17 protein-coding genes and 1 pseudogene are annotated in these 22,456 nt (G+C 43.4%); 10 read left to right on the top strand and 8 right to left on the bottom strand.

What is annotated here, in order from left to right:
• Positions 1 to 201: 201 nt before the first annotated feature.
• Positions 202 to 2,334, bottom strand: a complete 2,133-nt coding sequence (locus E5331_RS10820) for a prolyl oligopeptidase family serine peptidase (protein ID WP_275441173.1) — start codon at positions 2,332 to 2,334, stop codon at positions 202 to 204.
• 452 nt (positions 2,335 to 2,786) lie between these two features.
• Between E5331_RS10820 and E5331_RS10815 the strand changes: the two genes are divergently transcribed.
• Positions 2,787 to 5,165, top strand: a complete 2,379-nt coding sequence (locus E5331_RS10815; protein WP_135984889.1) for an ABC transporter permease — start codon at positions 2,787 to 2,789, stop codon at positions 5,163 to 5,165.
• A 156-nt stretch (positions 5,166 to 5,321) separates the two neighbouring features.
• Here the strand turns inward: E5331_RS10815 and E5331_RS10810 are convergent, their stop codons facing one another.
• The 3 genes from E5331_RS10810 to E5331_RS10800 all read right to left on the bottom strand — a co-directional run bounded on the left by E5331_RS10810 (position 5,322) and on the right by E5331_RS10800 (position 7,026).
• Positions 5,322 to 5,585, bottom strand: a complete 264-nt coding sequence (locus E5331_RS10810; RefSeq protein WP_275441175.1) for a type II toxin-antitoxin system YafQ family toxin — start codon at positions 5,583 to 5,585, stop codon at positions 5,322 to 5,324.
• Positions 5,586 to 5,588: 3 nt separating this feature from the next.
• The gene (locus E5331_RS10805) at positions 5,589 to 5,843 is read right to left on the bottom strand and encodes a toxin-antitoxin system protein (RefSeq protein WP_136503252.1); all 255 of its coding nucleotides are present in this window, start codon (positions 5,841 to 5,843) and stop codon (positions 5,589 to 5,591) included.
• Between the two features lie 256 nt (positions 5,844 to 6,099).
• Complete coding sequence (locus E5331_RS10800; RefSeq protein ID WP_136013254.1) at positions 6,100 to 7,026, bottom strand: tyrosine-type recombinase/integrase; 927 nt, start codon at positions 7,024 to 7,026, stop codon at positions 6,100 to 6,102.
• 121 nt (positions 7,027 to 7,147) lie between these two features.
• On the opposite strand from E5331_RS10800, the gene E5331_RS10795 reads away from it, so the two are divergent.
• The gene (locus E5331_RS10795; protein ID WP_420813774.1) at positions 7,148 to 8,332 is read left to right on the top strand and encodes a restriction endonuclease subunit S; all 1,185 of its coding nucleotides are present in this window, start codon (positions 7,148 to 7,150) and stop codon (positions 8,330 to 8,332) included.
• Here E5331_RS10795 and E5331_RS10790 read toward each other — a convergent pair.
• The gene (locus tag E5331_RS10790) at positions 8,325 to 8,849 is read right to left on the bottom strand and encodes a restriction endonuclease subunit S (RefSeq protein ID WP_275441174.1); all 525 of its coding nucleotides are present in this window, start codon (positions 8,847 to 8,849) and stop codon (positions 8,325 to 8,327) included. The two genes, E5331_RS10795 and E5331_RS10790, sit on opposite strands and share 8 nt — an antisense overlap.
• A gap of 78 nt (positions 8,850 to 8,927) precedes the next feature.
• On the opposite strand from E5331_RS10790, the gene E5331_RS10785 reads away from it, so the two are divergent.
• Positions 8,928 to 9,653, top strand: a complete 726-nt coding sequence (locus tag E5331_RS10785) for a restriction endonuclease subunit S domain-containing protein (protein ID WP_135984895.1) — start codon at positions 8,928 to 8,930, stop codon at positions 9,651 to 9,653.
• On the opposite strand, the gene E5331_RS20705 is transcribed toward E5331_RS10785, so the two are convergent.
• The 3 genes from E5331_RS20705 to E5331_RS10765 are packed head-to-tail and all read right to left on the bottom strand — an operon-like array spanning position 9,646 to position 15,207.
• Positions 9,646 to 10,791 (bottom strand): restriction endonuclease subunit S, encoded by a 1,146-nt coding sequence (locus tag E5331_RS20705; protein WP_275441171.1) that lies wholly within the window; start codon positions 10,789 to 10,791, stop codon positions 9,646 to 9,648. The two genes, E5331_RS10785 and E5331_RS20705, sit on opposite strands and share 8 nt — an antisense overlap.
• Positions 10,792 to 10,844: 53 nt before the next feature.
• Positions 10,845 to 12,392, bottom strand: a complete 1,548-nt coding sequence (locus E5331_RS10770; RefSeq protein ID WP_123481421.1) for a type I restriction-modification system subunit M — start codon at positions 12,390 to 12,392, stop codon at positions 10,845 to 10,847.
• 1 nt (position 12,393) lies between these two features.
• Positions 12,394 to 15,207 (bottom strand): type I restriction endonuclease subunit R, encoded by a 2,814-nt coding sequence (locus E5331_RS10765; protein ID WP_135984897.1) that lies wholly within the window; start codon positions 15,205 to 15,207, stop codon positions 12,394 to 12,396.
• Positions 15,208 to 15,760: 553 nt separating this feature from the next.
• Here E5331_RS10765 and E5331_RS10760 point away from each other — a divergent pair.
• The 7 genes and pseudogenes from E5331_RS10760 to E5331_RS10735 all read left to right on the top strand — a co-directional run bounded on the left by E5331_RS10760 (position 15,761) and on the right by E5331_RS10735 (position 22,450).
• Positions 15,761 to 15,997 (top strand): hypothetical protein, encoded by a 237-nt coding sequence (locus E5331_RS10760; protein WP_123481418.1) that lies wholly within the window; start codon positions 15,761 to 15,763, stop codon positions 15,995 to 15,997.
• Positions 15,981 to 16,154: pseudogene (locus tag E5331_RS20970) on the top strand (ATP-binding protein); the annotation flags it as partial. The gene E5331_RS10760 and the pseudogene E5331_RS20970, both read left to right, overlap by 17 nt.
• Positions 16,155 to 16,172: 18 nt before the next feature.
• The gene (locus tag E5331_RS10755) at positions 16,173 to 16,406 is read left to right on the top strand and encodes a hypothetical protein (protein ID WP_135984899.1); all 234 of its coding nucleotides are present in this window, start codon (positions 16,173 to 16,175) and stop codon (positions 16,404 to 16,406) included.
• 125 nt (positions 16,407 to 16,531) lie between these two features.
• Positions 16,532 to 18,325, top strand: a complete 1,794-nt coding sequence (locus E5331_RS10750) for a M6 family metalloprotease domain-containing protein (RefSeq protein ID WP_135984901.1) — start codon at positions 16,532 to 16,534, stop codon at positions 18,323 to 18,325.
• 82 nt (positions 18,326 to 18,407) lie between these two features.
• Entirely contained in the window at positions 18,408 to 20,645 is a 2,238-nt protein-coding gene (locus E5331_RS10745; protein ID WP_135984903.1) for an alpha-N-acetylglucosaminidase, read from the top strand.
• Positions 20,642 to 21,718 carry an acyltransferase family protein gene (locus tag E5331_RS10740; protein ID WP_123481414.1) on the top strand — a complete coding sequence of 359 codons (1,077 nt, stop codon included), beginning with the start codon at positions 20,642 to 20,644 and terminating at the stop codon, positions 21,716 to 21,718. Before E5331_RS10745 ends, E5331_RS10740 begins: the two co-directional genes overlap by 4 nt.
• Before the next feature lie 222 nt (positions 21,719 to 21,940).
• Positions 21,941 to 22,450 (top strand): hypothetical protein, encoded by a 510-nt coding sequence (locus E5331_RS10735; RefSeq protein ID WP_123481413.1) that lies wholly within the window; start codon positions 21,941 to 21,943, stop codon positions 22,448 to 22,450.
• Positions 22,451 to 22,456: the final 6 nt, after the last annotated feature.

Below are 22,456 nucleotides of genomic sequence, written 5' to 3'. Positions count from 1 at the left end.
CATTTATAAACCATTATAATTGATGAAGAAAACGGAAAATATGCGTTAAAAGTGGCGGAAATACATAAAATATGCGTTAATCTATGTGGTAAAGAGTTATTTTGAACGACAAATTGCTCACTAAACAAAGAGTCTCCCGCCCTGTTGGACGGAAGACTCCACGTTATGACCTGAAATTATTCTAAGAAATTTTTTTCGGTGTCATTTTTTCGGTGTCATGCCGATATTGTTGAATATGAAGGAATACACGTCGGTATATTCGTCGATCACTTTTGACATCGGTTTTCCACCGCCGTGACCCGCCTTGCTGTCGATGCGGATGAGTTTAGGGGCATCCCCGGTGTCGGAAGCCTGAAGGGTGGCTGCATACTTGAATGAGTGAGCCGGAACCACACGGTCGTCATGGTCAGCGGTAGTCACGAGTATGGCGGGGTAGGGTGTGCCATCGTTCTTTATAGTGTGCAGCGGGGAGTAGGAGAGAAGATAATCCGCCATCTCCTTGGAGTCAGCACTCGTGCCGTAGTCGGAAGCCCAGTTCCAACCGATCGTGAAGAGATGATAGCGCATCATATCCATAACGCCCACTTCCGGAATTGCCACCTTGAAGAGATCGGGACGCAGGTTGACTGTAGCACCTACGAGCAGACCGCCGTTGCTGCCGCCGACAATGGCTATATCCTCCGGAGAGGTCCAGCCTTCTTGGATGAGATATTCAGCCGCACCGATGAAGTCGTTGAATACGTTCATCTTGTTCATCTTTGTGCCGGCAAGGTGCCATTCCTCACCATATTCAGAACCGCCACGTAGGTTTGCCTGTGCGTAGATACCGCCGTTTTCAAGCCAAAGCAGTCGGTTGGCGGAGAATCCGGGGGTAAGCGATACGTTGAAGCCGCCATATCCATAGAGATATACCGGGTTCTTGCCGTTCTTCTCCAGACCTTTCTTATATGTGAGGAACATAGGTATCTTTGTGCCGTCTGCCGACGGGTAGAACACCTGTTCGGTCACGTAATCATCCATATTGAAATCCTTTATCTCCGGAGCACCGATGAATTTACTTTCCCCCGTGGTCATATCGTAGGAATAGCGGGATGACGGGTAGGCGAAAGAGGTGAGTGCGTAGTACACCTCATTGTGATCCTTGTCGGAGGAAATACCCACGGTGCCGAAGGTCGGGAACTGCATCTCCCTGATGAGTTCGCCCGACGGCTTATATATATAGGCGTGTTCCGCAGCATCCTCCTCCATAGTTAAGATCATCTTGTCGCCGGCAAACTGCATACCTTTCATCACTCCCTTCTGTTCCGGAATGATCTCCTTCCAGTTCTCCTTAGCCGGATTGTTGAGGTCAGCAAGCATGAGACGGTTCTTCGGGGCATTCCAGTTGGTCAGTATATAGGCATTATCGCCCATCACGTCCATCACGGTCATCTCATAATCCTGCGAAGGCTCCATCACTTTCCAGTCGCCACCTTTCTTCAGATTCTTCACTTTCAGCGCGTTGCCGAGACCTTGACCGGATGCGGTCAGGAACATCCAGTTCTCATCCTCCGGCACGTAGACGGAATGGAAATACAGTGGATTAGCCTTGTCTTCATACACAAGACGATCCTCACTCTGCGGCGTGCCTATTTTATGGTAATACACCTGATGGTTCTCATTGGCATTGGAGAACTCCTTGCCTTTTTCCGGACGCGGGTAGGAGCTGTAGTAGAATCCGTCGCCGTCCCATGAGGCATCGGTGAATTTTGCCCATTCGATATGGTCGTTGAGAGGCTGGAGAGTCTTTGCGTCCATCACGAAAATCTCATTCCAGTCTGATCCACTTCGGGAGATTATGTAGGCGGCATATTTTCCGTCGTTTGAGAAACTCAGACCTTGAAGTGCGACAGTGCCATCTTCCGACAGGGTGTTTGGATCGAGAAATACCTCCGGTTTTCCGTTAAGGGAATCGGTGCGATACAGCACGCTTTGGTTCTGCAATCCGTCGTTCTCATAGAAGTAGTATTTCCCATCCTTATGTTTGGAGGGGAGACCGGTCTTCTTGTAGTTGTTGAGTTCCGAGAGACGTGCGCGTATTTGCTCGCGATAAGGTATCTTTGAGAGATAAGACTCTGTAAGAGCGTTCTCAGCTTTCACCCATTCAAGAGTGGCGGGCGCTGTGTCATTTTCAAGGGGGCGGTAGGGATCGTTGACAGTGGTTCCGAAATAATTGTCGGATACGGTCTTGTCGGTCGGAGCCTCCGGATACTCCAGTTTCGCGTTGCTGGAGCAAGAAGCCACCACCATTCCGGTCATTGCAGACATGAGTGCTGTTTTTAGAATTCGGTTCATAAATAGAAGGTTTTGGGTAATTAGGAGGCTTTCATGGAAGTTTCTCCGGCTTCATGATGTAAGCCTTCTGACGATTACAAAGTTAGATAAAAATATGATACATCACAATATTTCCACTACCATTTTTATGAGAAGAAGTCTTATTATAAGGCGTAGTTATGGTATGTCGTCTTGGTGTAGGCTGATGGTGATATGTGTGAATTTTTTACGGTGGAGTGTATGATTATTTGACATTGAGAAATGTGTGGTGTGATTGTTGATGTTGATATACAGATGATTGCGAAGTTGGCACGTCAATTGTGAAACATTTGTGTGAAAACAACTCTTATCGTAATAAATGTGCGGATGTATCCTCCTCATGGATTCGGAGAGAGACGTATTCATGAGGAGGGCATCGCCTGCCTACGGTAGTTTGACAGAAAATAGAAACGAATAACGAAAATAAAGACATTATGAATCCATTCCGAAATCTGTTCCGTAAGGGACGAAGCAATCTGCTGAAGATAATATGCCTCGCATTCGGCATCACTGCGGGCTTGATGCTGATAGCGAAAGTGCATTTTGAATCATCGTATGATACCTACTTCCCGGATAATGAACGCGTCTACCAGTTGCGCACCTACGTGACGCGCACTACCGACGGAGAGGATAAGGAGTATGGTCAGATAAGTGGCGGTGTCGCCCCCGGCATGATGGCTGAGATTCCTGAAGTGGAGGCAGCTACGCGCATGACGCTGATGTTTGATCCGGAGACGAAATTTAAGATTGGAGATGAGGATAAAATCAAAATGAATCTCATTCTTGCCGATTCACTCTGGTTTGACGTGTTCAGTACGAAAGTGCTTATTGGCGATCCGCGTCAGGTGCTTGGTAAGCCATTGGGATTGATGGTATCGCGCTCGGTAGCGGAGAAACTCGGAGGCGTGGAGTCTGCCATAGGTAAGACAATAGTGCCTGAAGGGTATGATGATTGGAAACTTACGGTGGAGGGTGTGTATGAGGATTGTCCGGAGAACAGCACATTGCGTTATGATGCTCTGACGTCTATCTATGCTTTCCCGAAATGGTCGTTGGAAAACTGGCTTGGCAATGACCGCTACATGGGTTTCGTGAAACTGCGTGAGAATGTCGTCCCGTCAGAGGTGGTGCCGAAGATGCGCAAGGTGCAGGAGAAACATGTGGATTTGAGTCAGCTTGAGGAATCGGGGTTAGATCTCAGCTACGGTCTTATGCGTATGGCTGAACTCCACCGTGAGGATGCCAAGGTGAGAAACCTTAACAATATGATGCTTCTTGTGGCAGCGGTCATGATTGTGATTGCCGTGCTCAACTATATATTGATAGTGCTCTCATCATTGGGAGTGAGAGTCAAGGAGATAGCGGTGCGCAAATGCTATGGCATATCCGGACGTGGGATAGTAGGCATAGTGGCGGAGGAATCTCTTGTGAACCTCATTCTCGCGCTTCTGCTCGGAGTCGTCATGGCGTTCGCGTTTAAGGATATGGTGGAGGGGATTTTAGAGGTGAGCTATGAGGCTCTATTCACCCCCGCTTCGCTCGCTATACTTCTGGGAATCATCGGCGTGATACTGTTGATTACGGTATGCGTCCCCTCCTTCTTCTTCATGCGTATTCCTGTGACCGGGGCATTCCGCAGGTTGAGGTCATCGCGTGGCATCTGGAAGAAGAGCCTTCTGTTTGTGGAATTTGCCGGAGCTGCCTACGTGGCGGTGATGCTCATGAATATCACCCGTCAGTATAACTACATGATGGATTATGACCTCGGATATGAGGTGGATAATCTACTTTATGCCAATCTTTCCACGCTTGAAAAGAGTCAGCGTGAGGCGATAGTCTCGGAGATCTCGCGTCTGCCGCAGGTGGAGGGGGTAGCAATGGCGTGCAGTCTACCGATAAGTATGCAATCTGGCAATAATGTTTCCCTCCCCGGAGATTATAAGGAACTGTTTAATTATACGGATCTATATTTCGTGACCGACGGATGGTTTGAGACGATGGGAGTGCCGGTGATAGAGGGTAACGGCTTCCATCCCGGAGAATCAAATGAACGCAACGTAATGGTGAGTAGGTCGTTTGTGGATAAGATGAGAGCTGTTGCATCGCTTGAGGATTCGCCGATAGGCTGGGAATTTATTTTCAGCGAACATAGCAAAAACGAGAGCGATCGATTCAAGGTGGTAGGCGTCTTTGAAGATATGAAGGTTGGTACGGCTCAGGGATTTGATGAGCGTCCGCAGGTGATATTCCATGACAATCCCAATAATGAGTTATGGCTGCCGGGTAATGTTGTTGTCAGGCTTGGTGAAATTTCATCTGAAAATATAGCAGCAGTCAATCAGGCGATACGTAAGGTGGTGCCTGATGCAGAGTTGATGGCGGAATCATACCGTCTTCTCGTCAACCAGTCATACACAAGCGACCGCAACCTGCGGGATTCTCTCGTGGCATGTTGCATCATCGCGCTCGTCATCACGCTTGCCGGATTGATAGGCTACGTAAGCGACATGCTCAACAGCCGCCGTCGTGAGATAGCGATACGCAAGGTCAACGGTGCCGACACAAGCGACATAATGAAGATGCTAATCAGGAAGATAACAATGATAGCATTACCCTCGATGTCATGTGGGGCTATTCTTGGCTGGATCAGCACTGAAAGTTGGCTCTCCAACTATCCGCAGCACATATCGCAGAGCGTGCCGCTGACAATCCTCAGCATGTTGGTGATCTACCTCATAGTTTTCATCTGCGTCATCATCCGCGCCCACCGTTCCGCCTCCGAAAACCCCATCAAAGCCCTCTACCAAAACTGACCTTATCCCCACCAACCCTCCTCGCCACCATCCGACCCAATATCCGTTGTATCGCTTGTATCACTTGTATCGGTTGTATCGGTTGTTTCGGGGTGAAACAACCGATACAAACTCCTTTCGTATACAATCGGTGTGTTATGTTGAAAAAAAGTGTAGTTAGCCGAATAGGTCAGAATGAGAGCCAAGTCTTACCAAATCAATTTCGTCTGTATCCGGATCAAACCATATAAGTAGGAAGTCTCCATCAATATGACATTCCATGTGTCTGGCATAATTCACTGTGAGCATGTGTGGATTGTACTCTTGTGGAATTGGTATCTCATTTTGAAGCATAGAAAGCACTTTAAACAATTTCTGCACCTTCTTGGGATTGTTTCGAAAGCGTTTATAGTCCTTTTTGTATTCGTGGAGGGTTTTAATTTTTCATAGACCCATGGATTTCTCCATTGCCTCTATGGATGAGAGATCAAGGGGGGGGTCATGTCGGAGTGCTCCGCTTTCAGCTTCTTTCATTGCCTCAATTGTCTCGGCATTTGGTTCAAGATATGCAGCATCAAGCAATAGTGTCTCCACATAGTTGTTAAGGCTACGGTTCTGTCGTTTTGCTAATAGTTTCAGTCTTTCAATCAGGTCCACCGGCAGACGAAAACTTTGATTTCGTTTTAATGCTATATCCATATTCTAATCTTTTATAGTGCAAATATACATCAAATATATTACAATAACAATGTGAAGTGGTCTTATTTATTTCAAAGATGGGAATTTTAGAGTTTTCAGAGGATTTTGAAGTCTTTGAAAGTGTGATGTGGCTCTTTTCGGATTTATATTTCGTGATCAACGACCGAAGCTTCTGTATCCCACTCCCGGATACAGAAGCATCGGCTCCCAAATACGAACGATTCAAAAGAAAGACAGGTATTGCAAATTATATAACCTATTTACCAAGAGATTTAAACATTTTGGAGATACATCGTTTCTTCTGTTCCATATTGGGGTGAACGTAGAGGTTGAGCGTGGTGGATATGTCGGAGTGACCGAGAAGAACACTGACAGTCTTGTAGTCGCAGTTGCTCTCGATGCAGCGGGTAGCGAAAGAGTGACGGAGGCCGTGGAACTTGATCGCCGGAATGTCGAGCGATTTCATCAACCTTTTGTAGTAGCTGCGATAAGTGCGAGGCTCTATCGGCTTGGCGTCATTGGATATGACATAAAAGCCGGTGTTTACTATCTTCATCAACGGCTTGATGAGCGAAAGAGCTTCTGCACTCAGTGGTATCTCTCGGATGGAGTTGGGTGTCTTGGGGTCGTTGATTACGACTTCTGTATGCTTCTTATCACCTTCGATAATGTAGATGCGCTCGATAGTGCGTTTCACTTGGAGTGTCCCGGTCTGTGTGTTGATGTCCTCCCAGCGCAAGGCGCATATCTCACCTATTCGCAGTCCAGTGGTTAGGCAAAGATATATGCCCAGAGCCTTGAATGAGAAGTTGGCCTTGATATGGTCAAGAATCTTCTTGTGGTTGGCAACGGTCAACACTTCTATGTCGGTCGGGTTTGCCGTTGTGGGATATTTGATGTCCCATTCAGCGTGTTCCATCCACTTGTTTTTTACACCGTGCTTCATAATCATCTTCAGCACGATGAGGATGTCCTTGATGGTCTTGATGCTCAACCCGCCATTGAGCTTCCCAAGCACGAAGGATTGTACAGTTTGTTCACTCAGGTCAGTCATGTCACCGAAGTATGGCAACAGATGGTTTTCAAGCGTCAGCATATAAGCTGCAAAAGTGGACTGCTTGACGTAAGGACGCTTCTCATTTTTCCAAGCGTCCGCGATTTCTCTGATAGTCAGATGTGTCATAATGTTAATATTATTGGTTGTTCTGAAAATTAGAGAAAAATAATGATGCAATTAAAAAATCAATGGGAATAAATGCCTATCTTAAACAATTTCAATTATATAAGATATTGATGTGCCCCCTTTGCGCTTCCCCGGCTTCTCCGTTGAGTGGGAAAGAGTTAAAGTCTCAGACTTATTGGATTTCTTCTCAACTAATTCCCTTTCATGGGATATGCTAAATTATGAGAATGGGAAGATTCTGAATCTACACTATGGACTTATTCACAAAGATCTTCCAACTATTGTTAATATGAAGGACGCGAATCTGCCCTTCATAAACAACGATAAGATTCCTAAGAATTATACCATTTGTGAAAGTGGAGATGTTGCATTTGCTGATGCGTCTGAAGATACGAATGATGTTGGAAAAGCAATTGAATTTATAAATATTGATAGGGATATAGTTTGTGGTCTCCATACTATTCACGGGCGTGATAAGACAGATATTACTGTTGATGGATTTAAGGGTTATCTCTTTAGTTCAAAGGCATATCACAATCAGATTCGACGAATTGCCCAAGGTACAAAGATATATTCTATCAGTTCAAAGAACATGGATGAGATATATTTGGGCATACCATCAAAACGAGAACAAGAAAAGATATTCGCCTTGCTATATGCAATAGACAGACGCATCGCGACTCAAAACAAAATAATTGAGGACTTGAAAAAATTAAAGTCCGCAATTATTGAAACAGAGATATTGCATAATACAGAAGCAGACATAATACAGTTGTCTAATATATGTAATGAAGCAAAACAAATTAAAGAGGAAAAACCAACATACGAGAGAATAATAACAGTTAGGCTACATGCTAAAGGGGTATGTAGGAGTACAGCTGAAAATTTAGAATTGGGTGCAACACAATATTATATTAGGAATAGCGGTCAATTAATTTATGGCAAACAGAATTTCCATAATGGTGCTATTGGTCTAATTCCTGATACTTTAGACAAGGGACTAACTTCTAAAGACATCCCTTCATTTGATATAAATTCAAATATTTGTAATCCAACATATTTACTATATCAATTACAACATCCTTCATTCTATGAACCAGTTGAGGCATTCACAACAGGATCTGGTTCAAAAAGATTAAAAGAAAAGGATTTTTTAAGTTTACAAATTAAATTACCAAGCAAAGACAAACAAGACAAAATCGCATATTCCATAACAAAAATTTCTGATAAAATAGAGTTTGAAAATCAGATTTTGACTTTATTTCAAAAACAATGTCAATATTTACTTTCGCAGATGTTTATATGAACATCTGCGAAAGCAAATACTGTTTTTGCTTTATATAATTTGAATGCAGGTTGATTGAACACTTTATAAGCATATCAATCTTTGAAAGGAAAGCGCATAGGTATTCAGCATTGTTAACTAATGGTATAGCGAATTTTTTTACATCATCACCATTGATAGAAGTGAATGTGCTTCCTTGCTCAATCTGTTTCCATTTGTAACTGAAATAGTCTAAAGCATAGTAAATATACATTGTAGGTATTGTAGATTTATTTCTGAGTGCACATACTCCTCGTCCAATACATACTTTCATTTTATTCTCTGCAACAATTCCAACAGGTGCCCTGACAGTGAGAATTAAATCATTTGGCAAAGAAATTTTAATTGGTTCATTTGTATATATACGCGAAATCGTTGCCCCATCAAATATATCCAAATTACCTTGAATCAGAGGAAGCCCATCATTATTATTATTGTAACTTGAGGATGCCGGAGATTGTCCCATTATAACCTCACAAAGATTTTGAATCTTAATCAAAGTTGCTTTACAAAAAATGATTCGACCAATTGCGGACAATATGGATTCAAAATCCTTAATATCAGAATCAACCTTTGAATGGTATTCGGAATTTTTTATCGGCAAGTTTTAATAATTTTTCTCTACAAATACAGCAAAACTTGCCGATATCGGCAAGTTTTGAATAAAATTAAACATTCCCTCTCCTTAATCAAGGGACTTATACAAAAGCTGACTAAAGAAGGTATTTCAAATAGTTCTTGGCATAAGGTTATTCTATCTAATATTCTTATTGAAAGATGTGAGCAGAATAAAGAATCCTATCCGGTACATTCTGTATCTGTAACGGCTGGAGTCATCAATCAAGTAGAATATTTGGGACGCTCATTTGCTGCCAATGATACATCTCGCTATCATGTCGTTAGGTATGGAGATATTATTTACACAAAATCGCCAACTGGAAATCAACCTTATGGTATAGTTAAGCAAAGTCATTGTCAAGAACCGGTAGCAGTGTCTCCTCTATATGGAGTATATAAACCATTATCGTTTGAAATTGGCAACTATCTCCACTATTATTTTTTAAATCCATTAAATACAAATAACTATCTTTCGCCACTCATCCAGAAAGGCGCAAAAAATACTATCAATATTTCAAATCAACGATTTCTTGGAAATAAGATTCCAATCCCTGTTGATATCAAAGAAATACGCACAATATCCAATACACTTTCAGCAATAAACCAGAAAATTCAAACAGAAAAATCAATTCACACGTCTTTAGTAATGCAAAAGAAATTCTTGTTACAAAAGCTGTTCATATAAACAACTTTTGTAAAAGAAATTGCTTCTGCCTGACATATAACTCTTTAAGATTACACTCAATTATTAGATTCTTATTGTTTGTATCAAGAGTATTGGCAATTCTTTTCTGTTCTGTTAAGTTTGTGATTGGTACTTTAATCCGTTCCAAAGGAGTCCTTACGATTTGAGGTTGCCCAGATCCTGTTATTATGGAATTAAAATTGTAATTTTTAAGAAAATGGAATAAGTATATCTGATTTATTTCAACTTTATTTTCAATATTAACAACCATAGCATTTCCTGTTATCCATGAGAATGGAGATGTAAGTGATACTTGCCCACAAGTATTACCTCTACAAGTGATGCATATCTGAGGGCGTGCATGGTTATATGAATGATAATGTCCTATAATTCCGTTTGCACCATATACAATATAGCCTTCTGATTGTAATTCAGACGTAGATATTGTCTGTGGTTGATATAGTTTAGCAATTTCTCCAAGTTTGGCATAAGATTCAAATAAACCGGAAAAGATAAAGGTTCTGAGTCCCTTGATTAAGGATTGCAATTTCTCAATTATTTTGTTCTGAGTAGAAATTCGTTTATCTATGAGTGAAAGTAATTTTACAATTCTATTTTGTTCTTTCAATGATGGTGTACTTACTTTGACAGATTTTAAATGGTCAGGATAGAGATGTACTACTGAAACACCCTGTGTAACTCTTGCTATATCATATTTCCGTTTCCCATTTAATTGGTAACTCATAAAAGCTCCATTTTGCCCATTAAAACGGATAATATTTAAGTCTCCACCTAATAATATTCCATCCCTTGTAACACATCTGGCAGTTGCAATATCTTCAGCACTTTCTCCTGAACATGGGATGATAACATCATTGTGTTGACTGCGAGTTAGTTTTGTTGAGTTAATATCGGTTTTGCTAAAAACTTCATCTATAATCTCAGATTTATATTTGGTATATAGTTCTCCATAAAGTATGCACTCTTCTCCCTCTTTGGAAAGTTGTTCTTTGGAAATACCACTTCCTTTAACAATATTTGAAATTTCATTAATAGAATAGGTTTCCCATTCATCGGAGAAGCCGGGGAAGCGCAAAGGGGGCACATTGGGTTTGGTATGTTGGTTATTGTTTGCCATAATTATTTCTGATTTTTAAGTTATGTGATTAGAGATTGATAGAAGGCAAAAAATTATTCAACTATGCCAAGTTCGCGGAGGTAGCCCTCAATCTCTTTGTCAAGTTCTGCGCGTTTGGCTTCCAACTCCTTGATTTCTGCCATTACTGCCTTTATGTCGATTGGCTCCTCTTCCTCAAAAGTGTCAACATAACGGGGTATGTTGAGATTATAGTCATTGTCGGCAATCTCCTGAAGAGTAGCACAATGACTGTATTTCTCAATCTCCTTGCGGTCGCGGTATGTCTCTACAATCTTGCGGATATGTTCTTCACGGAGTTTGTTTTGGGTCTTGACCTTCTCAAACTCCTTACTTGCGTCGATGAAAAGGATATTGTCATCATCTTTGCGGCATTTCTTCATCACCATGATGCAAGTTGGGATAGATGTGCCATAGAAGATATTGGCAGGCAGTCCGATGATTGCATCTATATAGTTCTTGTTCTCTATAAGATAGCGACGTATTGCACCCTCGGCATTACCTCTGAACAGCACTCCATGAGGAGCTACACATGCCATTGTGCCTCCGTCATTGAGATGATATATCATGTGAAGGATAAAGGCATAGTCCGCAGTCTTCCGAGGTGCAAGGCGACCGGCTTTGCTGAAGCGGTCATCATTATTGAATTTCTCGGCAGCACTCCATTCGGCAGAGAAGGGAGGGTTTGCTACCACTGCATCAAACTGACGTTCACCGAAAGCGTCAGCTTCAAGAGTGTCGCCATTCTCTATTTTGAAATTGCTGAACTTTATACCGTGTAGCAGCATGTTCATGCGGGCGAGATTGTATGTTGTCGGGTTCTTCTCCTGACCGAAAATTTCAACAGCATGACCTATTTTTGCAGCACGTATCAACAGGGATCCGGAACCGCAAGTTGGGTCATATACGTTGCGCAGACGAGGATGTCCGAGAGTTACAATTTCAGCCAATATCCGGCTGACCTCCTGTGGGGTATAAAATTCACCGGCTTTCTTACCTGCTCCGGCAGCGAATTGTGAAATCATATATTCGTAGGCATCCCCAAGAATGTCAATCTGGGTAGCCTCATCAGCTCCGAAATCAATACCATTAAGGGCGATAAGCACGCTGCTGATAAGATTGTTCTTATCATCGGAAGTCTTACCAAGTTTGGGAGATGCAAGGTCAATGTCAGAGAAAAGTCCACCAAAATCCTCTTCACTCTCCTGTCCGAGAGTGGAATCCTCAATTCGTTTCAGCGAACGTTCCAACTGCGGAAGAATATTCTCCTTACGGTTTATCCTTTCAATAATTGAAGAGAATAGGAATTGAGGCTCAACGAAATAACCGATATCTTCAAGACATTGGTTCTTTACCTCATTCTGAAGTTCAATAGTCTCTTCCTCTTGGCTATCCCATAGCTGCTTGAAAGTGATTCCGTCATTTTCAAGTGCTTGGTCTACATATTTTTCAATTTTTTCGGAGAGATATTTATAGAAAATGAAGCCAAGCGAGAAATACATGAATTCGTTGGCTGACATATTACCACGCAAGTTATTTGCAACTGCCCAAAGCTGAGCGCGAAGTTTTTGTTGAATTTCCATATTAGTTCCAGCTAAAAGTTTTTATAATGTTGCGGAGTCGGTCAACTATTCTTTTGAGGGTGCGACGGCGTTCTATTAATCCGAGTTTTTTCCCTTTCAAAGCATCCTGAATAATTTCGGTCTGTTCCTTATTCACATAGTCGTATTCCGACACATACTTTTTGATAATCTCAAGAGGTATTTCCTCTTCCATTGCGATACTCTCAATGGCGCGTCCTTTCTCCTGACGAATGTATTGGTTAAGACGTTCTTCGAGATCGTTGCTGCCATCTGCTTTCTTATTGATGAAACCCTCCTTGTCATTGTCAACGGTCTGGAGAATAAAGCCGTCGATAAGTTGGGCTTTACTACGTAATTCTGCATCCTTAATCATAGTGTTAAGGATTTCCTGTCGTTTCTCCGGATAGTCTTCGGCATTTGGATTAAGATTGGCAATCAGACTCAGGATGTAGGCAACATTAATAATGTCGCTATGGAGCAATTCAAGACAGAAATCAATATCGTCAAGAGTTGTCTCGGCGCTATTGTCATCCGATGGCGTTGAGTCCTTTACTGTCTTTGAATCCATGAATGTATCATGAATGTCAAGATATTTGCTTCGGAAATCCATGTAAAGCTGTTCGTCCATTGGGAAATCGCAGTCATCCTCATTGAAATCCTCGTATATCTGAATCTCTGCATGTTTGCGGATGATGTCGCGGAACGCCAGAATGAAATTACGTTTATCCTCCTCACTTTGTAGATAATCCACTACTCGCGAATCCGGATAATGGGTCAGGAACTCTTTGGTCAGATCAATGTAATCTTTCTTTACATTTTCAAATGGCTCATGTAGCACATTTTCGTCGCCACCTTCGCTGAATAGTTTTATTGCAGCATCGACATTTGACTTCAGGTCGCGGAAGCACACGATTTTACCAAAACGTTTGCGCTCGTTGAGCACACGGTTTGTGCGGCTGAAGGCCTGCAACAAACCATGGTATTCCATATTTTTATCAAGATATAGGGTGTTGAGTTTCTTTGAGTCGAAGCCAGTTAGGAACATTCCGACAACAAGACACAGGTCAAGTGACTCCATATCCGGCTTTTTCTTTTTCAATCGCAGGTTTACGTCATCATAATATGCCCGGAAGTTCTGCAACGAAAAGGATGTGCCATACATCTTGTTATAGTCGTTGATAATCTCTTCCATATCGTCTGCTCCGTCTACTCGGTCGCTTACAAACGAGCCGCTCGACATTCCGGTGGTTGCGTCATCCTGACTTTCATTTGAGGCGTAAGTGAAAATAGCTCCGATACGTATTTTGGGATTCAGTTCCTTGAATATCTTGTAATATTGAATGAGCATCGGAACGGATTGTACGGCAAATAACGCATCAAACTCACCATCGTATGTGGATTTATTAAAATTGTTGAGAATGAACTGGGCAATCTCGCGCATACGGTTCTCGTTGCTATTGTTCACATCTGTGTTGCCGTGATAGTATTCCACAAGGAATCCAAGCACATTTTCGTCGGCAATGGCATCCTTGATAAGATACTTATGCAGACACTCTCCAAAGATTTCCTTGGTGGTATGTTTATCAGAGGAATTTTCGGCAAATATCGGAGTCCCGGTGAATCCGAAAATTTGAAGATTATTGAAGAAATTGACGATATTTCGGTGACTGTCGCCAAAGTGACTGCGATGACATTCGTCAAATATCATCACCACACGGCTATCCTTAAGTTTTTGAATCTTACTGTTGTACCATGGTCGGGATACGGCAGCGTTGAGCTTTTGTATAGTGGTAATGATGATTTTTGAATCGCTTTGGAGACGGTGTATGAGTTCTCTTGTATCAGAAGTGCTGTCAACTGCCCCCGGTTCAAAGGCATCGTATTCAGATTGTGTCTGCGTGTCGAGATCGTGGCGGTCAACTACGAACATAACCTTGTCAATTCCGTCAAGTTCCTCAACGAGTTGCGCGGTCTTGAAAGAGGTCAGGGTCTTTCCGGCACCTGTGGTATGCCAGATATAACCGTTGCGGTTGGTGTTCTGTACCTTGTCGATAATCTCTTCTACGGCATAATATTGATATGGACGAAGCACCATGAGCGACTTGTCGCCTTCGTGCATCACAACGTATTTACTGATCATCTTTCCAAGAGTGCACTTGTCAAGAAAGTCAGTGGCAAATAGACTCAATTCATTGAACGGATTATTGGATTTATCTGTCCAATTGAATGTGAATTTGAAACCTTGATTGGGGTTGTTGGCGAAGTAACGAGTGTTAACACCGTTGGAAATCACAAATATCTGGATGTAGTCGAATAGACCATGAAATGATGTCTTATGATACCGTTGAATCTGATTGTAAGCCTGTTTCAGTTCAACACCACGACGTTTCAACTCAATCTGTACCAATGGCAGACCATTTATTAGGATTGTCACATCATAGCGGTTTTTCCGTTTGTCTTCAACCGTAATTTGATTAGATACTTGGAATTCATTTTGACACCAATTCTTCTTATTAAGGAATTGGAGCCACACACGCTGTCCATCATCTGTTTCCAGATGGAAGATGTCGCGCAGTCTCTTTGCTTTCTCAAAACGTGTACCACCTTCAAGGTAAATCAAGACTTTCTCAAATTCACTGTCAGTAAGATGTTCACGTCCGATTTCAGCAAGAACTTTCTTATTATGTATTTCAAGCTGCTTCTTGAAATTAGATTTAAGGTCGTTCTCTCCTTTAATCTGAACATACTCATAGTTCATCTTCTGGAGAGTCTCAATAAGCCCTTTTTCCAATGCAGCCTCACTTTGAATGGCCATAATTGTTGTATTATATGTGCAAAATTAGGAATTTTTTCATCATTAATTGCAATTATTACGGATAAAAAAATCCTTAATAAGAAGAATTAGTTGCTCTCCATTATCATAAATGATGATATAGGTTGAGCTTGTCTCGTATGTGTATATACATGCGATGATATGTTGATGCTACATTGTATTGCGGATAACGTCGCAAATTTTGCGACGTTATCCGCTTATTATCGTCGCATATCCAAGAAAAAGTGTAGAATTAGCGATAATATTAAGTATTGTGGATAGGAATTATGAGTGGTTTGAGACAAACTTTGCTGATAAAAATATATGGAAGGGTAATTTTTTATATAAAAAATTGGTGCGATTTGTTTGCTAGTAGCGAATAAAAATGGTGCGATTTGTTTGCTAGTAGCGAATAAAAATGGTGCGATTTGTTTGCTAGTAGCGAATAAAAATGGTGCGATTTGTTTGCTAGTAGCGAATAAAAATGATGTGATTTGTTTGCTGATGGCGAATAAATGATTATAATTTTGCGATGTTAACATAAATGTCAGAAACCATGTCGGCAAGTAAGGAGTTGTTTTGTATTCTCATAAAGGAGGGTCAGGAAATCATAGAAGGGGTAGAGATGTATGACCGTCCGTTTGATTTTGAACCAAAAGGTAGATATGTGCTTGTCGGAGTCCGTCAGGCAGGTAAGTCTTATATGCTGTATAAGAGAGTCGATTGCTGTGTCAACTGTGAGCGAATACGTAAGATATGCTCAGGATGCTTGTGCAATGTTCTCATTAGATAATTTCGCATCTAAATTTTCAGAGAGGGAAACGATTAAAAAGCATTATTTTATAGATAATGGATTTTTGAGTATATTTGAAAATAAGGGACGTGGTGCGTTGTTGGAAAATCTATGTGCTATTTATTTGTATAGGATTTACCGTAATAGGTTGTTCTATTACAATAAGAATATAGAAGTGGATTTCATTATACCGGAGGAGGGATATGCCGTGCAAGTGGCATATTCCGTACAGGGGGATTTGAATACCTTTGACAGGGAGACGAAAGTTCTTGTAAAGTTGGCGGAGCGTGTTCCGGTGCGCCGTATGGTGATAGTCACTCATGATGAGGAGCAAACCGTTGCGTTTGAGTCTGGAAAGGTAATTGAGATATTGCCGGCATGGAAATGGATGCTTGAAAATGAGATTTAGATAATTTCAATAATTCAGAGGCATTTTAGTTTGATATTTTTTAATATTTCATAACTTCCATTATTTTTCCTAATTTTGTAGAGTATTTGTAAATTTTTGATAATTAAGTTGTCTAAACTTATTTCATGAGGATTATTTTCTGTATAGTGATATTGTGGATAGGGATGGTTCTGTCTATTCCGATCGGGGGGAAGCCGGCTTTGCGGCGGTCGGTTGTCGTGTCGCAGCCGGACGGGAGCACGTTGTGCGTTGTGCGTACAGGCAACGCGCATTGTAATGACGTGTTTACCGAGGATGGCTACCTGCTTCAATATGACGAGACATTGGGGTACGTATATGCCGAAGTGGATAGGGATGCTTCTCTGACCGCTTCCGGAGTCGTGGCGCATGATGCGCATTGTCGGAAAGTAGATGAGATGGAATACCTGAAAGGGTATGACGCGGATGCAATATCGGAGGCATTGGCGTATAAATATCAGGAATATGAGAGGGGACTGACGGTAAGTGGTGCTACCCGTGGCATGGGACTCTATTCCGATGCGTTTCCAAGAAAGGGGGAACAGAAAGGGCTTGTGATACTTGCGGAGTTTCAGGATGTGAAGTTCAATTCAAAAACCCGTGAAGATTCCAAAGTCGATACATATTCATATTTCCACGATATGCTCAATAAGCCTGGCTTCGATATGTTTGGCTCCAACGGCTCGGCACGTGACTGGTTCGTGGAAAATTCCGGAGGTATATTTATCCCCACGTTTGACGTTTTCGGACCGATAGAACTTTCCAATACGATGGAATATTATGGAAGCAACAACGCCGCCGGAATGGATAGGCGTGGTGCCGACATGGTCATAGAGGCGTGCAAGAAGCTTGACGCAGAGATAGATTTCTCTGAATATGACAGGGATGGCGATGGGTACGTTGATAACGTCTATATCTTCTATGCCGGTCTCGGAGAGGCGGATTCAAATGAAAGCGACAGCCTATGGCCTTGCAACTGGACTCTTACACAGGCAGGTAAGCGACCCTTTACGCTTGATGGAGTCCGTATTGACCGTTTTGCATATTCTAATGAGACGTATGACGATCTGCGGCGTCCGGATGGAATAGGCACATTTGTGCATGAGTTCAGTCATGTGCTCGGACTACCCGACCTTTATCCGACTGCAACATACTCATCAAAGAGGGATACGCCATTGACTCCGTGGGAATACTCCGTGATGGATTACGGATCATATAACGACAACGGATTGACCCCTCCGAATTATTCCGCCTACGAACGCTACGCGCTCGATTGGCTTGTGCCTTCCGAGATTGAAGAGGGTGAGAATGAGATTGAGAATATTGAAGAGAGCAACAGAGCGATAATACTCCGCACATCAAAGGATTCGGAATATTATCTTCTGGAGAACCGTCAGCTAAAAGGGTGGGATAAGGCTCTTCCGGCTGCCGGAATGCTTGCGTGGCACGTGGATTATGTCCCGTTGGTATTTTCCGGCAATAAGGTAAACAACGACAAGCAGCATCAGCACGTGGAGCTTGTCAAGGCAAATGGCGCGACAGATGGACGCCACAATACGCTGCAATACCTGAAAGGTTTCCCCTTCCCCGGTTCAAGTAATACCGTCAGCTTCGGCTATGCCACAATCCCGTCATTACGTCAGTGGGACGGAGCATCGCTCGGAGTCGAGCTTTCCGGAATCCGGATAGAGGATGGTATCGTGCGCTTCAGCGCAGAAATATCGGAATCATCAGGAATAACGTCAATTGATGCTGATGACCATGATATGGAGACGGGTACGGCTGAGGTTGAGGTCTACGACCTTTCCGGCAGACGATGGCAGATGAAGGATATATCATCCGTTCCCGGTCTGTATATAATAAGAGAGGGGAGCAGCGTCAGGAAAATAGTCATAAAATGAGAAGGTCCATACTTTTTTCATAGACGTTACACTCCAAATAAACCAACTGATAAATGTCAACCATGAAGTAATAAGTTTAACCATGAAACGAATAATTTTATCTGCATTGCTCATGTTGCTGGTCATGCCGGTATTTGCCAATCCGGTGGATCAGCTGTTGGAGCGAATCGACAAGGGTGCATCAAAAAAGTTTAAGACCGAACTGGTGAAGTCTGACAAGGATTTCTTTGAGCTTGACAGCCGCAACGGAAAGGTGATTGTCAGGGGCAACAGTTGGGTTAATATCGCGGTGGGTGTCAACTGGTATCTGAAACATCATGCCGGCGTACATCTGTCGTGGAACGGAATGTCGGCTCGTTTGCCGGAGAAACTTCCGCAGCTCGCGTTACCCGAACGACGTGAGACTGATCTTACGCAAAGATATGACTTCAACTATTGCACGTTCTCCTATTCAATGCCGTTCTGGGATTGGGAGCAGTGGGAGCGTGAAATCGACTGGATGGCACTGCATGGCGTCAACATGCCGTTGGCGATAGTGGGAATGGAGAGCGTATGGCGCAACATGCTTCTGAAGTTGGGATATACCGACAAGGAGATAGGTGAGTTTATTTCCGGTCCGGCATTCGTGGCATGGTGGGCTATGAATAACCTTGAAGGGTGGGGTGGTCCTATGCCCCTCTCATGGTATGAGGCACAGGAGAAACTTCAGCGCAAGATCCTTTCGAGAATGAAGGAGCTTGGCATGACGCCTGTCTTGCCCGGATACTGCGGTATGATGCCGCATGATGCCTCTTCGCGTCTCGGTCTTGACGTGACCGACGGCGGGAAATGGAACGGTTATCAGCGCCCGTCCAACCTGTCGGCTACCGATCCGAGGTTTGATGAGATTGCCGACCTGTATTATAAGGAATTGACCCGACTTTACGGTAAGTCAAAATATTATTCGCTTGATCCCTTCCATGAGAGCAAGGATGATGCCGGCATAGATTATGCTGAGTCAGGACGTAGGCTCATGGCTGCTATGAAGAGGGAGAATCCGGAAGCCGTATGGGTGGTGCAGGGTTGGACCGAGAACCCGCGTCCGGAGATGCTTGCCGCATTGCGTCCCGGCGACCTGCTTATACTTGATCTCTTCTCAGAATGTCGTCCGATGTGGGGCATACCATCCGTATGGAAAAGGGAGAATGGCTATGGCGACCATGACTGGGTGTTCTGTATGCTGGAGAATTTCGGGGCGAATGTCGGTCTTCACGGACGCATGGATCAGCTTATAGATAATTTCTATCAGACAAAGGGGAATCCCCTTGCACGCAATCTGAAGGGCTTCGGCTTCACAATGGAGGGATCGGGCAATAATCCGATTATGTTTGAGCTGATGAGTGAGCTTCCGTGGCGCAATGAGCGTATCACGAAGGAGGACTGGCTGAAGGATTACGTGAAGGCACGCTACGGCACGTCAGATCCGGTGCTGATAGATGTGTGGCAACTTCTCGGTAGCACCATATATAATTGTCCAGCCGGCAACAATCAGCAGGGACCTCACGAGAGCATATTCTGCGGTCGTCCGTCGCTCAACAACTTTCAGGTGAAGAGCTGGTCGAAGATGCGCAATTATTATGACCCGGCGTCTACTTTGGAGGCTGCGGTGAAGATGGTGTCGGTTGCCGACAAATATCGCGGTAACAATAATTTTGAGTATGATCTTGTCGATATCGTGCGTCAGGCACTCGCCGATCAGGGACGCCGCCAATATCTTGCCACGATAGCCGACTATAATTCATTCTCAAAAAATGATTTCCGGAAGAATGCCGACAGATTTCTTGAGATGCTGCTCCTGCAAGACAGAGTATTGGGAAGCCGTAAGGAATTCCGGCTCGGCAATTGGACCGAACAGGCACGTTCGAGAGGTGAGAGCGAGGAGGAGAAGGATCTGTATGAATGGAATGCGCGGGTGCAGGTCACCACGTGGGGCAATCGGGAATGTGCGGATGCCGGTGGTCTGAGAGATTATGCCAATAAGGAATGGAACGGGCTCCTGCGTGACTTCTATTATCCCCGATGGGAGCATTATTTCAATGCGCTTGCGGAGCAGATGGAGCGCAACTCCCGTCCGGATGCCTCCGGACTCGGTGAGGGTCCGAACAGCAACAAGACCTCGACGGAATTGTTTGCGATGGCTCTCCCCACGGGTCCGCAGATTGATTGGTATGCCATGGAGGAGCCGTGGACCTTACGCAAGAATGAATACAGCGCGTCGCCGGAAGGGGATGCGATAGAGATCTCAAAAGAAGTGATAGACTATTTAATTAAATCGAAATGAAAACAGCAAGACTACAATCCCTTGATATTGTCAGAGGGTTGACCGTGGCAGGCATGATATTGGTCAACAACGGTTATGGCGGATCATTCCCAATGTTGCAGCATGCTTCATGGAACGGCTTGTCGGTAAGCGATTTTGTATTTCCCTTTTTCCTCTTCATAATGGGCGTGTCGCTCTATCTCTCCTTGGGGAAAAGAGGTTTTAAGTTCACTGGGCAGACATTCGGCAAGATTGTCAAGAGGTCGGTTATTCTGCTTCTGATCGGCGTTGCGATCAACTGGTTTGATATGGCAATCTGGGGGGATGGGCTGTCGATATGGGAATTACGTTTCTGGGCGGTATTGCAAAGAATCGCGTTATGCTATTTCCTCGTAGCTCTCTTCTCCCTTTGCGGACGTCCCGGACTTACGTTGCCACTCTCGGTATTGCTGCTTGTAATCTATACCGTCATATTGGTGTTGGGCAACGGATATAGCGAAGTGTCGTCTGACAATATCCTGTATCGAGTGGATGAGTCGCTTTTTGGAGATGCACATCTGTATCATAAGTCGGCGGTGGACCCCGAAGGATTACTGAGCACCATAAGCGCACTTGTCAACACGTTGTTAGGTTTCTATTGTGCCAAATTATTCAGTAGAGAGAAAGAATTATCCGATAAGATCGTATCCGTGTTCACATTAGGCAGTCTGCTTATTGTCTGTGGTTTCCTTCTGAATTTCTTCCACCCATACAACAAGCATATCTGGAGCCCCAGTTTCGCATTGGTTACGTCGGGCAGTTGTGCACTCCTTCTCGCACTGACAATGAAATTTGTGGATAAAGACCATTACGACGGAGTGTTCAGCCGTATATTCAAGGTGTTCGGTAGCAATGCATTGCTGTTGTATGTCAGCAGCGAATTGATGGCGATAATCTTCGGACGAATAGGATTGAGCGAATTTTTCTACAACACCATCAGCTCCATCATCCCGATGAAAGAGTTCGTCTCATTATGCTATGCGTTGCTCTATGTGGCAATGAACTTCCTTATCGGCTATCCGTTGTGGAAAAAGCGGGTTTATGTGAAATTGTGATGTGGGAAAATGGTATGGGTAGGTATAAAAAAATAATTGATTGTCTCACGACAACCAATCTTCAGTTAACCTTAAAATCTAATACCATGAAAAACTCACTGCAAAATTATAAAATATTTTTCAAAACAATGCTATATAACATAAAAATATTTTAAATTTTAACATAATTTTAAGTTAATGGGGTTGTATTGGATTAAAATTTACAAAATTTAAGAAATAACTATGAAAAAAGTAGGATTTTGGGCTTTTATTCTTCTTATGATTGGAGGATGCTCCCATAAAAATATAAAAAAAGATGGAGGAGATATGTCGTCGGCAAGTGTTGATACCATAGAGAAAACCGTTAAGGTAAAAGGTGGAGGCACACAGGCGTTCGTTCTAAAGGCTACGGCATTCAAGATGAGTGGCGACTATAGCAATAATGTTGCCGTAAGGGTTGGCAAGGATGGCAGGCTGTCATATTATCCCGCCCCGGGGGATATAAGCCTGAGTTCCGCACCGGTCCCGCTTGTAGACGGATGGTGGCTCGATCGTCAGGGAATAGGGAAGGGCTACCAATTTACGCGCTACACCTTTGAGGAATATTCACAGTTGAAGGAGACTCCATCAGCGGAGACGTTGCTTGAATCTGTCATCCCCGGAGCTGTCGTCACGTCTACGCGCCAATTATCGGTGCCCGCATCGGAAGCAATGGATCGTCTTGATGAGATCAAGCGCGAACTGTCGGAATAATCACAT

This window comes from Lepagella muris (genome assembly GCF_004793975.1).
Classification (GTDB): domain Bacteria; phylum Bacteroidota; class Bacteroidia; order Bacteroidales; family Muribaculaceae; genus Lepagella; species Lepagella muris.
The sequence above is the reverse complement of the archived record's forward strand: the minus strand, read 5'-3'. Positions and strand labels throughout refer to the sequence as shown.

Bases quoted from the DNA above. Each gene is read 5' to 3' on its own strand.
- E5331_RS10820 (WP_275441173.1), bottom strand. From the start codon at position 2,334: ATGAACCGAATTCTAAAAACAGCACTCATGTCTGCAATGACCGGAATG.
- E5331_RS10815 (WP_135984889.1), top strand. From the start codon at position 2,787: ATGAATCCATTCCGAAATCTGTTCCGTAAGGGACGAAGCAATCTGCTG.
- E5331_RS10805 (WP_136503252.1), bottom strand. From the start codon at position 5,843: ATGGATATAGCATTAAAACGAAATCAAAGTTTTCGTCTGCCGGTGGAC.
- E5331_RS10800 (WP_136013254.1), bottom strand. From the start codon at position 7,026: ATGACACATCTGACTATCAGAGAAATCGCGGACGCTTGGAAAAATGAG.
- E5331_RS10785 (WP_135984895.1), top strand. From the start codon at position 8,928: ATGGTATTCGGAATTTTTTATCGGCAAGTTTTAATAATTTTTCTCTAC.
- E5331_RS20705 (WP_275441171.1), bottom strand. From the start codon at position 10,791: ATGGCAAACAATAACCAACATACCAAACCCAATGTGCCCCCTTTGCGC.
- E5331_RS10770 (WP_123481421.1), bottom strand. From the start codon at position 12,392: ATGGAAATTCAACAAAAACTTCGCGCTCAGCTTTGGGCAGTTGCAAAT.
- E5331_RS10765 (WP_135984897.1), bottom strand. From the start codon at position 15,207: ATGGCCATTCAAAGTGAGGCTGCATTGGAAAAAGGGCTTATTGAGACT.
- E5331_RS10760 (WP_123481418.1), top strand. From the start codon at position 15,761: ATGTCGGCAAGTAAGGAGTTGTTTTGTATTCTCATAAAGGAGGGTCAG.
- E5331_RS10750 (WP_135984901.1), top strand. From the start codon at position 16,532: ATGAGGATTATTTTCTGTATAGTGATATTGTGGATAGGGATGGTTCTG.
- E5331_RS10745 (WP_135984903.1), top strand. From the start codon at position 18,408: ATGAAACGAATAATTTTATCTGCATTGCTCATGTTGCTGGTCATGCCG.
- E5331_RS10740 (WP_123481414.1), top strand. From the start codon at position 20,642: ATGAAAACAGCAAGACTACAATCCCTTGATATTGTCAGAGGGTTGACC.
- E5331_RS10735 (WP_123481413.1), top strand. From the start codon at position 21,941: ATGAAAAAAGTAGGATTTTGGGCTTTTATTCTTCTTATGATTGGAGGA.